Origin of the sequence: Natronococcus roseus, from assembly GCF_043677095.1 — an archaeon.
Lineage (GTDB): Archaea > Halobacteriota > Halobacteria > Halobacteriales > Natrialbaceae > Natronococcus > Natronococcus roseus.
Genome location: NZ_JBHLJR010000009.1, coordinates 1 through 11857, shown reverse-complemented (window position 1 = coordinate 11857; position 11857 = coordinate 1). Strand labels below are relative to the sequence as shown.

Here is an 11857-nt window from a genome sequence, read left to right as displayed (position 1 = left end):
TCAGCTTTCAGCCTCCCCTCATCCTGAGATTTACACATCGATGACGGGGGGAGGGTGTCCAGAGAACTTGAGGTGACCCTTTCGCTACCTCGAGGAGATCGGACGAGCAATAATTCTGAGTCAGGAATGAAGAACGCGAGTACTTACACATCGAACACGGGGGGTGTGTTCGGGAACGGCCTGACTGACTGATACAAATTCATTGGTTATGAAATTCCCTCAGCTGGGAGTTGACAACGGTCTGTAGGAGTTCTTCTTGATTGGCTATTGGCTCTAATCGAGTGTCGTCAACAATTCTCTTCATCATCGCTTCAGGATCTCCTGTGAAAGTAAACTCCATATACATTCCGCCACCTCGTCCTCGACTTTTTCGTGAGCTCGAAATAAGTCCATACGTAGAGAGCTCTTTCACGTACTTTACGTAGGTCTCACGTGTCATTTGGTCAGCATCCAGCTCATCAGTGATCCACCGATAAACATTGAATCCGACTGGACTTGGTACAGAACTTCGTGAACGATTCGAGTGACAGGCGACTGCAGCAGTCGCGTACAGTGAGATCTTCTTCTGAGTCGTCAACCCCTCTACAAGCTTCAATGAACGATCTTTATCGATTTCTTCCTGGGACTCACGTACGTGTCTCTCGGTAACTTTTCCGTCACCCCATTCATCTGCGAGATCGCCGGCACCACGGAACAGATCAATTGCTTTCCGAGCGTCTCCGTGGCTCTGTGCTGCAAATGCCGCCACGAGCGGGATTACATCACTTGTGAGTGCATCTTGTCGAAATGCATCACGACGATTCTCGAGAATTTCGCGCAACTGCGTGGCATCGTAATCGGGAAAGTAGACGTCTCGCGGATTAAATGAGCTCTCGGCACGGCCGTCGATATCCTCCATGAACTTTGGATCGTTCGTCAGCGCTGCAACCGACACACGTCCTTCAATCTCATTCGTGTTACTCGCTCGTGACAACTGGTAGAGCAGTTTTGAGTAAGCAGGCTCATCGTTTGCCCGTCGACCAACCAGCAGATCAATCTCATCGAGAATAAAAATGACCGAATCATAATGCTCGTTGATGAGTTTATATAGACGCCGGTACTTGCGCTTCGTTGAGACACCCGTTTCCGGAACCCCGATTTCCGCATTGACGTCTTTCGCAACAGTCTGTACGAGTTCGTAAACTGCTTGATCAAGGGTATTAATAGGTTGACAATTTATATTAATCACACCGAAGCGCTCGCCTTTCGATTGGCAGAGTTCGATGATCTGTTGTGTAACAGCCCCGATGATGAGTGACTTTCCTGTTCCAGCAGGACCATATAACAACATATTCGGGGGGCGATTTCCCTGCAGGGTCGGCTTCAGAAATGAGACAACGGACTTGAGCTGATCGTCACGACCGACTATTCGCTCCTCGTCAATGATGGTGTCTGGCTCGACGAGATCTCGATTGACGAAAACTGATGCCTCTTCATCGTCATCGAGCATATCCCGAATCGACTGTTGAGAGCTGTCGTCACTAGACACCTCATTCTGATCTTGGACCGTATCTGCGACAGTGTTCTTTCGAGCGGCTTCTATTTGATCTGCGTTGGCTTCAGAGTGAGTATCTTCACTAAGAGTAGATTGGTTTATTTCATTCTGATCACTATTGGGCATACGGTCCCTGTACGCTGGAGCATCAAAAAGATAACCCCCGTCGATGTTTATCCGAGGCGTACAGGAAGTATGTCGCTTGTACAACCCAGTTCTCTGATTTCTACGACTGAACCACCTCCGAAGTATATCGGAGAGGGGCCCCCGTTATCGATGTGTAAAGATGGAAATTGCCAAAACTGAGTATCTGCTTTTCAATGCCGTTCTGTCACCCCCCGTCCTCGAAGTGCAAGCCACGCGTCTGACACCCCGACATCGAAGTGTAAATTCAGAGTCCCACTCCCCCTCCCCCCGTCATCGATGTGAAAATAGTGCTTGTTTCGTTCCTTCTTTTATACAGCAGTTCGCGAGTTGGAGGCCGGACTCGAGCGTGGCTTTGCGACTCCCTGAAATCGTCTCAAACACCCATACAGCGACCCGTTACGAATCTAATTCTGATTGGGTCTGTTTGTTTCTCACTATGGGCAGAAACACTCGTAAACTGGTGTGCCTAGCCGTTGTTTCGAGGTAGTCTATTTGATGGACACATAGTGTAGAGCAACAACAGAGCTTCTCTCCGCTAGTTTATTCGTGTATTTCGTCGGTGTCTCCAGGAACAATTGTAAAGTCAAGCGTTCGGAAATCAGAGTCAAACGCAAAAAGGTGTTCTATGTCGTATTCATTAGCGAGAACAGCGCTCGAGTGATCAACAAACGAAATCTGTTGGTCATCATAGCGAGCGAATTCTTTGCAGGTTCGATCGAAGGCACCAGCATCAACTGGTAGAACAGTAAAACTCTCTGACTCCCGAATAGCGCTCAGTGCACGAACGGCGTCACCGTGACCAACCCATCGGAGCAAGAGGGTAGCAAGCTCCGAGAGAACATAGCGACTGGTGTAGAGTGGCCGGTACGTGTATTTTCCCGACCGTATTCCGTCGAACAACTCAACGGCTTGTTCGTGGTTTTCGTCATCAGGCTTGAATCGAGCATAAAACGCACCAGTATCGATGAACAGGGCTGTCGCACCAGGGCTACTCATTCGTCGCTCTCTGGTTCACCATAGAGATATTCGTCCACATTCGACGAAACATCTGTTGGCCCGCCTGCGGCTACGGGCTCGGCGTCCCAAAATGGGTCATCAGGATTGATTTCTTGCTTTTCGGTAGGCTCATCTGGAAGCCACCATACTACGGACCGACCACCTACCTTTTTTCGGCGGACATCCCCACGCTCATGGAGCGTATTGAGCTTATTGAGGATTGCTCTGTTCGAGATGCCCAACTCCGTACTGAGTTCTGTCGCAGTCATGGGCTCACTGGTCCGCCGGAGAATTCCGAGGATGTCCTCAAGCGTGACCTGTGTCACAAATTTCCCGCGATCGTCACGTTCATTGCTCATGTCTCAGGGTACGTCGCCGATCCTCTTAAACCCTATTCACTCGTGTGAACCGGGACTCAGCAACTCCAGTTCACACGTATGAACCGGAAGAGCTGATTGGCGCTCGAGAGCGTTCTAGCATCGTCTGAGAGAACACTCGGATAGAAGACAGAGAACAACAGGGGATAATTAAATCTCAGTTACTGTCGCGTGCTCTTCCTCGAGTGCTTGCGCGTCCTCCTCAAGTAGTGCAACAGTAAGATACGGCGCGTACGACTCGAAGTACTCCACAACGGTTACGATGCGTTCGGAATCAATTGCCTCGAGCGAATCCAGCAGCATGAACGGAACCGTCTCGTAGACGTCGTGAACCAGATATCCTGCAAGCGCAAAGACAAGCCCAGTAACTTCACGCTCGCTTTCGCTGAGGTGGTTGATCGAATCTTCGTAGGCTGCCCCCTCCTCAGTACTGCGGACGATCTTGAGATCGAACGACGATTTCGTTACCTTGCGTCGGCCTTCGCGAACGTCGCGTGTGGTCTGATCGATCCAGATCCGCTCGAGATTACTGTACTCGAGAATCTCCAAGAGGCTCTCCATGTGCTCGTTGAACTCTTCGACCGCACTGTCTTCGATTTGATCGATACGGGTTCGAAGATCGGCTAACGCTTCGGTTGTCTTTTCACGACGATCCTGAAGCCCCTCGCGGTCGTCGAGTCGTTCTTCGATTGACGTGATTTTGTCTTCGACATCATCGCGCTCGCTTTCCTTTCGTTCGATCTCGAACTCGAGCTGGTTGACTTCCCGGTGTTGTTCGAGAATGTCTTCGGAGTCGTCGGTCTCGAGGTTATCGATCTCAGCCTCGAGTTCAGTAATCTCCTCTGTGAAGGCCTCCCGATCGTCCGTGAGATCTTCGATGCGGTTACGCCGGCGCTCGATTTCCTCGTCGATCGACTCGAGACGGCGATTGGCTCGCTGATACTCGGAGCGATTCTCTTCGATTTCGTTAAGCGTCGCTCGTTTCTCCTCGAGTTCGTCATTGATCTCCGAACGCTCGTTGAGCCGCTCCTCGTATACAGACTGGAGCTGTTCGACTGTGGTTTCGATTTGGTCGGTGGCGACCGAGGAACCACAGGTCCAACACGTGACGTTCCCCGAATCGGCATCGGAGAGTAGCTGATCGGTAACGGGGCCGCCATTGTTGTCCGCCTCGTCACCAAGGAACTCTCCGGGATCCTCCAGCAGCTGTTCGTTGAATTGAACCGTCCGCTGAAGCTGCGAAATTTCTTCGTTGAGTTCGTTTTTCTCCGTCTGGAGCGTCTCGATTTCAGCTTCGAGACGATCGAGATTCGCTTCTCCACCTGTTTGCAGCTCCTCGAGGTTGGCTTCGACGTCCCCGTGCTCGTTTTCCAGTGCCTCGATGCTCTCGCGTTCGGTCTCGATCCGGTTGCGAACTCGTTCGAGTTCTGAGCGTGTGTCCCGAAGCTCATTGAGTTTCTCATCGAGTTCGGATTGCTCCTCGCGTCGGGTTTCGACGTCAGTATTCGCGGCCTCGAGTTCTTCCTCGGCAGTTTCGAGTTCGTCGCGGAGTTCTTCGATTTCGTCAATCAGTCGCGTTCGCTTGGCCTCGAGGTCCGGGAGTTGATTCTCGAGGTTATCGAGTTCGTCGAGTTCATTGTCGATCTGCTTCTTTCGTTGCTCGAGTTGTTGGATTTCAGCTTTGATCGCATCGGTATCGACCGGCCGCATGATCAGATCACGCAGGTCATCGCCACGGGCAACAGCTTGGCGAGCTTCGTTTGACTCGAGCAGGAACGCAAACAGATCCGCGATCTCCGGATCGTCGAGATATGGATCGCCTTCAGTAACGATCGTGCCGTTCCGTCGATAAAGCGTCTGCTGGTAGGTTTCCTCACCGAACTCGAGAACGGCTTGGCCCTCTTTGCTGTCTGCTTTGAGGCTTGCTTGATCGCTTCCGAGTGCCGCCATAATCCCCTGGAGCAGGGACGTCCGATTTGTTGCGTTGCGCCCGGAGAGAACGGTCACTCTCTGTTCGAACGATACCTCTGTTTCGTCGATGCCACCGATATTACTGACAGAGAGGCTCGCCTGCTCTGGAGGAGATTGTTCCGTAGCGTGCTGGCTTGTTCCCATAGGTGTAGACAATTGATCCGTAGGTAGGTATTTATTGGTTAGCCAGCGATATGATCCATATCAGCCTTTCTCTGTGATTTGGAGGGCGATTTTGGAGTCGACCTGAATCTACTCTGGATGGAAATCCGTCGGGCATCCCTGAGAGTATGGCGAATTAACCAACAATGCTAAGAAATGCCCCGCCGTTGGTTAACCAATAGATGGCCGATCCGCCGAAGTACATCCTCGAGGGCCTCGAGAAGCAGTCACCAGAGACACTCCGAGAGATTGCACAGATCACTACCGAGATGGCGGACGAAAAAGAGCGCCAGCTCGAAGCAGAACTCGAGGAACAGGAGGTTGCCGACCGGCCGAAGGATCTCGATCGCGACGATGCACCATCTAGAGCCACGTTGACTACGAAGAAAATCAACGGGAACCAGTACTACTACTGGCAGTGGCGAGAGGGAGAGAAAACCAAATCAGAGTATATTCGGCCGGTTGATCCAAAGCGATAGAGAAAGCTGTGAATTTTTGAGCCACTTGCGACCTCTAATAGGTTCTTGGATCGGCAGATTGCTCACGGTAGCGTTCGTACTTCCTTCTGCCCCACTCAATCAGCTCATCGTTCGAACTGAGTATCATAGCGACATGGTTCCCGTCCCCAACTTCATTGTACGCACCGATGGCTACCTTTCGATCGTCATAGAGTCCTATCCCAAGCGTGAGTGATTCTTCGAGACACCTCAGAGTATAGTTATCGCGCTTTGAATTATCCAGCAGATAGTGGAGACTGTCGTTCTGTACAATCTGCTTGCAGACAGTTCTATCAACGATCGGCTCTACCGTTAGTCCTAATCTGGTAATTTGGTAGTACGCTTTGAACAGAGTCGGTTGAAAGACGGAGGTTAGAATCCGAAAGTGGCGAGTACGAGGATCGCAGAGCTTGAGAGCGGCTTCAACTACGAGGCCCGGAGAAGCTGGCTCAGAGAATACAAGCTCTGCATCTGTGAGAGCATGTGCCGGGAAGTCTGTGAACTCTGTTGAGAGGCGTTGCAGAAACGGTGATTTGGCGATTATCTGTTTGCTTTGCTCGAGTAATCTCTGGTAGGCAGAGAGTGCCTTCTCACCCTTTGCTGTAAGACGATAACCTCTAGGCTGGGATTCACACCATCCACATTTTTCAAAGGTCTGAAATGTACGCCAAATCGTTGCACGGCCTGGTGAATTGGAGCTAGCGTTCGCAAACTCACAGGGTTCTGTCAGACCCGCTCTGAGCGACTGAAGAAATTGGAGTGGCCGAGGTGACCGAGAAAGGAAGGCGAGTTGATCCCGAGTGATTCTCTCGAGACAGTCCCTAACCAATTCGAGAGCAAACTTTCCGGCATACGTGAGGACGTGCTGTTGATCTTGATTCAGATTGACGAAGGCGCACTCTTGGAATTCAGAGAGATACTCCGATGCGGTTTTACGGGACACTAACCCTTGATCCGCTATTTTCGATGGGGTAACTGGTCCATCATTGATCATCTGCAAAATGTCAAAACGAGCCGAATCAATATACTTGATTATGTTTTTACGAATAACATCTTGACTTCCAGTTATTGGATTCACAACGACTTCCTCTTCTAATCCTGCACCTTTTTGCATCATATTCAATAACTTGGGCGATATTCCAAATTTTGATTTCCAGCGCCCACTATTGAAAGCAGCGATGAGGGCGGTTGACTTCGCCTCGCTTTTGGTTGAGGATGTGAAATTGTGATTATGTCGGTAGCGAAGAGTGCTCGTGGAGTAGTAGAACTTACTCGACCGGTAAATGCGGTTGTCGCCGGAGTACTGACCTTTACTGGAGCGTTTGTGGCCATAGGAAGCAATGTTATCGGCAGCGTCGGACCTGTTCTCCTCGCTGCTCTTGTCACTGTCCTGGCCACGGCCGCAGGAAATACCATCAATGACTATTTTGACATTGAGACTGACCAGATCAACAATCCTGACCGGCCGATCCCTCGAGGAGCAGTTGCTCCAAGTACTGCTCTCGGTTCGAGTATCGTCCTGTTTGTTGCAGCGGGCGCACTGGCACTCCTACTACCGCTCTTCGCCACTGCGATTGCCCTTCTGAATATCGTCCTTCTCGTCGCCTATACGGAGGTTTTCAAAGGAATGCCAGGAGTAGGGAACGCAGTAGTGGCATATCTTGGTGGGAGTACATTTCTCTTGGGAGGTGCAGCAGTTGGCGATATTGCTGTCCCTGGTGTCCTGTTTTTGTTAGCAGCGTTAGCGACCTTCAGCCGTGAAGTAATCAAAGACGTCGAAGACATGGAGGGAGACCAGCGGGAAGAGATTACTACCCTTCCTCTCGTTATTGGGGAGAAACGTTCGCTCACTCTTAGTACAGGCTTTCTCTGCCTCATGGCTGTTGTTACGCCGGTTCCCTATCTGCTGGGTATTTTGGGAATAGTCTATCTCGTTCTCATGATACCAGTGAATGGTGCGATACTGTATGCCGGATATCTTAGCTTCAGTGACCCCAAAGCGGGGCAGTCCGTCCTGAAATATGGCTCATTCCTTACTGCTGCGGCGTTCATTGTAGGCCGCGCGACTATGATATCCTAAAATCTCGACTGGAGTGACACTAATTAGATATCTTATCGGTGTTTCACAGGAGGTAACAGTGTAACCTCCGGTGAAATGATAACCCTCGCCGATAGATAAACTCAGTGGGAAGGCGATAAGCAAAGCTCGAGAACATCATAGCGTCGAAAGGGGAGAATCCCTAAGCAGTTCTTTCCTTTCGGCCAAGGTACAATAAGCTTTGTCCCGAAACCAGCGGCAGCACTGTCTCGATCAGTGCTGACCCGGTACTGCTTGAGCAGTTCTTTCGGGCGAACGCGATAGACTTTGGTACGGCGGTACCGACCGTCAGCGCTCAATTCGGAGACATGAATGTATATCCATCCACCAAGAGCAGCGGACGATCAGAAGGGTAGACTGCAGAACAGAACCGGCGATATGAACGAGGAGTGGCCCTTGGCAGTGGCTACTCGAGCACAGAACAGAGATCCGCAGGTCCAGCAATAATGTTCCTCGAGACCAGCCTTGCGAAACTCCCCGAGGAACTCGCCGTTGGAACCCAAGAATCTGCTCGCTGCCAGTGGTGTGACAGTGAGCTCAACGAGGGCGATGTCATCACTGTTTTGTTCTCCAAGATAGACGGTGTCGGTCATTGGGAGGTCCATCGGACCTACTGCACAGGGTGTGGCCCCTCGGCCATTGCGGACCCTGTGATTGGTTGCACGAAGTTGCTCGCCCAGTGCCGACTCGATATCCTCACTGACCTCGCAACACAGCCAACCGAACTGGTCGTACTTGAGCCCAAGTTGATCGACTTGAGCGAACCCATCGAGGGCCAGTCAGCTATTGGATCTGACGAGAATACAGATCAAGATACGAGCGCGGAGCCGTTGGCGTCGAGTTCAGACGGCGTTGAGGTCGAAACACTTCCACCTCATCTCGGGACCCCTGCTACTCACCGCCCAACGGTGACTGACTCCAGTGTTAGACTCGAGGACCAACTCGTCCCAAACGGCGGCGCTGAATAAACTAGCTCCTCGATGTCAGATACCCCGTCTGCGATCAACGAGCTTGGTGATTCCATTGGTTCCGGAGCTATCCTTGAATCACAGCTAACCGATTACAGCAGACACAGCGACACGTATCGTTTGCTCATCGACTTTTCACTTCACTTAGTTGGAATGTCTACTGAAGACACTACTACCGACAGCGACGACGCACAGTCTACGACCATCCAGATGTTGACCAAGGAACTTCGAGCACTCCGCTCGAGGGTTGAGGATCTCGAGACTGAAAACGAGGCGCTCAAGCGTCAGGTTGAAACACAGTTCGAACGGATCACCGACCTTGAGGACCGTATCGACAAGAACGACCAGACGCGGACGGACCTCGCAAAGAACGCTAGCAAAGCGAAAGCAGACGCTGAAGAAGCGAAGGAGATCGCTTGCTCTGCCAGTGCAAAGGCTTGTCAGGTCGAAGCTACGCTCGAGGAGAGCGAAAGTGACGACACCGCCAATGAGACATCACAACTACCTAGTGACGTCGAGCCCTCGACGAGTCCGCTGGATTTCTTCGCGAACTGTCGCCAGTACAAAGTGAAGAAACACTTTGTCGACGAGCGCAGCGAGCAGAACACGTACCGTGCGTTGCTCGTGGCAACACGCTGGGAAGAGTTCGCAACTAAACGGACCTCTGGAGACGGCGTTTTCTTCACCCGCGACAACGTGCGGCAAGCCCTGACTGCGATCATGGGTGAGCAGCCACACGGGACGACCATCACCCGAGTCTGGGAGTCGATGGTGGAGCTCGGTGGTTCTGACCTCGAGGAACGAACGCGGCGGATAAGTCCGAAGCAACCAGTCAAGGAAATTCTCTCGATGGAGCTCGAGACTGCGACTGGTTTGCTTGAGGATCGGTATTGCCATCTGGACCTTCTCGAGGAGGGTGTGGCGAGTGCTGGCGGTGTCACGCCTGTTGTGACCCAGCCACCAGCCGGAACCGTGTGAAAACGACGAGAGAATCTATAATAACATAGGAACACGGACACAGGCGGACTTGGTCGTCGGCTCTCCGGTCGACGACGCTGTCTCTTCTAGTGACAACCACGAAAAGAAACCTCCTTATCCAGAAGTAGTAACAGTATGAATTACATGGATTTGGTGGTCGGGCTTGTATTGCCTCTCACAACAGGTGTGACTAAACCTCGTCAACAAACCGGCTGTTGAGGACGTTCTGAAATTGTCCTCGACATTTTCAACCGGGTTGAGCTCAGGAGAGCTTATTGGGATATAAGGCCAATATAGTAGAAACCTTGATCCCTATAACCTCTAAATGGATTTGGTGACATATGGCAGACCCAAAGGATTCTATCGAGATCGAAAACGTGGTTGCATCATCCGGTATCGGACAAGAACTTGCTCTCGAGGGTCTCGCAATGGACCTTGAGGGAGCTGACTACGATCCCGAAAACTTCCCGGGACTCGTCTATCGTACCACTGATCCCAAATCCGCTGCCCTGATTTTCCGCTCGGGGAAGATCGTGTGCACTGGTGCAAAGAGCGTCGAGAACGTTCACGAGAGTCTGAGGATCGTGTTCGAAAAGCTCCGTAGTCTCGAGATCGAAGTTGAGGAAGACCCAGAGATTATCGTTCAAAACATTGTCAGCAGTGCTGACCTTGGCCGGAATCTTAATTTGAATGCGATCGCGATTGGACTTGGTCTCGAGAATATCGAGTATGAACCAGAGCAGTTTCCTGGGTTAGTGTATCGTCTTGACGATCCAGAAGTCGTTGCCCTGCTCTTTGGCTCTGGGAAACTGGTTGTGACTGGCGGGAAAGAAATTGACGATGCAAGAGAGGCTCTTGGCGTCATCGCCAATCGTCTCGAAGACCTTGGCCTGCTCGAGTAAGTTAGAGCCTCTCTATAACTGAAATGTTGTTGCTGCAGCTAATCTTGGTATAGAGCGCGTTATGCATAGGGCAAGCAGTTAACGAAGTAGCGATTGAATCCTCCGATAGCGGTCAAAGTCTGCGTGGTGAATATAGAGTCAATAAGTTGAATTATCGGTAGAAACAATCAGCGGTACCACCACCAAAACTGATATGCCAATTCGATTCATACACCCTTCAAATGCCTCTCTGCTCAAAATGCCGCGGAAGCGGCACAACCACCTCAACCCGGAAAAATAAAGGCAAAAAGAAGTGCGACAACTGTGGAAAGCGGTTCTAACATGCTACTGTGTTCCAAGTGACAAACACAAGCCAGCACTGTCGATAAAGTACTAATCAAACGACGCCGAAACGTGAAACAACTGCGGAACCACATTGTAGCCATGCCTCTATGTTCAGAATGTCGAGAGAAAGGAACCGTCACCATCGCAGCGAATCAGGAACAGAAAGAGGTTACCTGTGATAGCTGTGGAAAACAGTTCAAGCAATAACGCCATTGTGCCCTGATGGCAGAGCAAACAGAAGCAGAAACCGGAGAAACCGAGGAGGAGACCGAGTTACCTTCTACGAAAGAACTTACTCTTGAACAGGCCCGGCTCCGATATCAAGACGAAGAGAATCGTCGCTCAGCTGTTGAAGGAAAAATCGGGACCATCATCACCGTTGATGCTCTCATCATCTCTATCGGTAGTTTGTTCACCGAACGCGGACTATTCATTCTATTAAGCATGGGACTAGCCCTTCTCTCCGTCGGAGTCGGGCTGTGGACAATACGAACACGAGACTACAACCAGCCAGGAAAATCGATTGACGACTTCCTGCAGTATGAGGATTTACCAGTTGAGAATCAACGGAAGCAATTGCTATTTGATTATATTCTAGCAATCGAGGGAAACAAGGGCGCCGAAGATCCCGAAGAGAGGAAATTGGGGAATAAAATGAAGAATGACCGAAAGTATCTTTACTTCGATGTCTGTGTTGGATTGACCGGGCTGGCTCTAGCGTTGATACTGGTAAATCCCGTTATTGATTTTCTACATATGACTAGGTTTTTGTAACACTACTTCTCCCTGAGGGAGACTGTGTCTGGAAAAATAACAGCGTTGGATTCGCATCTGCATGTAACTCAACGACGCCGGAACCGAGCGGAGGGCTGATCCTCTAAGTATCGGCGTCGCTGTTCCATT

General features: G+C 50.9%; 11 protein-coding genes. 6 read left to right on the top strand and 5 right to left on the bottom strand.

Annotated elements, in window-relative coordinates; all coding sequences use genetic code 11:
• Positions 1–199 precede the first annotated feature (199 nt).
• From ACFEMD_RS20335 to ACFEMD_RS20320, 4 genes are all read right to left on the bottom strand, one after another.
• Positions 200–1489, bottom strand: coding sequence for an orc1/cdc6 family replication initiation protein (locus tag ACFEMD_RS20335; RefSeq protein WP_278293979.1), 1290 nt, complete (start codon positions 1487–1489; stop codon positions 200–202).
• A 732-nt stretch (positions 1490–2221) separates the two neighbouring features.
• Positions 2222–2677 (bottom strand): type II toxin-antitoxin system VapC family toxin, encoded by a 456-nt coding sequence (locus ACFEMD_RS20330; RefSeq protein ID WP_394743106.1) that lies wholly within the window; start codon positions 2675–2677, stop codon positions 2222–2224.
• Positions 2674–3036 (bottom strand): helix-turn-helix domain-containing protein, encoded by a 363-nt coding sequence (locus ACFEMD_RS20325; RefSeq protein ID WP_167939447.1) that lies wholly within the window; start codon positions 3034–3036, stop codon positions 2674–2676. The genes ACFEMD_RS20330 and ACFEMD_RS20325 overlap by 4 nt, the downstream gene beginning before the upstream one ends.
• 168 nt (positions 3037–3204) lie before the next feature.
• On the bottom strand, positions 3205–5169 hold the full coding sequence (locus tag ACFEMD_RS20320) for an archaea-specific SMC-related protein (protein ID WP_394743105.1): 1965 nt from the start codon (positions 5167–5169) through the stop codon (positions 3205–3207).
• Positions 5170–5369: 200 nt separating this feature from the next.
• Between ACFEMD_RS20320 and ACFEMD_RS20315 the strand changes: the two genes are divergently transcribed.
• Entirely contained in the window at positions 5370–5666 is a 297-nt protein-coding gene (locus ACFEMD_RS20315; RefSeq protein ID WP_394743104.1) for a hypothetical protein, read from the top strand.
• Positions 5667–5700: 34 nt separating this feature from the next.
• On the opposite strand, the gene ACFEMD_RS20310 is transcribed toward ACFEMD_RS20315, so the two are convergent.
• A complete protein-coding gene (locus tag ACFEMD_RS20310) occupies positions 5701–6798 on the bottom strand; it encodes a helix-turn-helix transcriptional regulator (protein WP_394743103.1) in 1098 nt (365 codons plus the stop codon).
• A gap of 117 nt (positions 6799–6915) precedes the next feature.
• Between ACFEMD_RS20310 and ACFEMD_RS20305 the strand changes: the two genes are divergently transcribed.
• The 5 genes from ACFEMD_RS20305 (at position 6916) to ACFEMD_RS20285 (ending at position 11728) form a co-directional block, all read left to right on the top strand.
• Positions 6916–7764 carry a geranylgeranylglycerol-phosphate geranylgeranyltransferase gene (locus tag ACFEMD_RS20305; RefSeq protein WP_394743102.1) on the top strand — a complete coding sequence of 283 codons (849 nt, stop codon included), beginning with the start codon at positions 6916–6918 and terminating at the stop codon, positions 7762–7764.
• Between the two features lie 464 nt (positions 7765–8228).
• Entirely contained in the window at positions 8229–8750 is a 522-nt protein-coding gene (locus ACFEMD_RS20300) for a hypothetical protein (protein WP_394743101.1), read from the top strand.
• 12 nt (positions 8751–8762) lie between these two features.
• On the top strand, positions 8763–9728 hold the full coding sequence (locus tag ACFEMD_RS20295) for a hypothetical protein (protein ID WP_394743100.1): 966 nt from the start codon (positions 8763–8765) through the stop codon (positions 9726–9728).
• A 341-nt stretch (positions 9729–10069) separates the two neighbouring features.
• Entirely contained in the window at positions 10070–10630 is a 561-nt protein-coding gene (locus tag ACFEMD_RS20290) for a TATA-box-binding protein (RefSeq protein WP_394743099.1), read from the top strand.
• A 546-nt stretch (positions 10631–11176) separates the two neighbouring features.
• The gene (locus tag ACFEMD_RS20285; RefSeq protein WP_394743098.1) at positions 11177–11728 is read left to right on the top strand and encodes a hypothetical protein; all 552 of its coding nucleotides are present in this window, start codon (positions 11177–11179) and stop codon (positions 11726–11728) included.
• Positions 11729–11857: the final 129 nt, after the last annotated feature.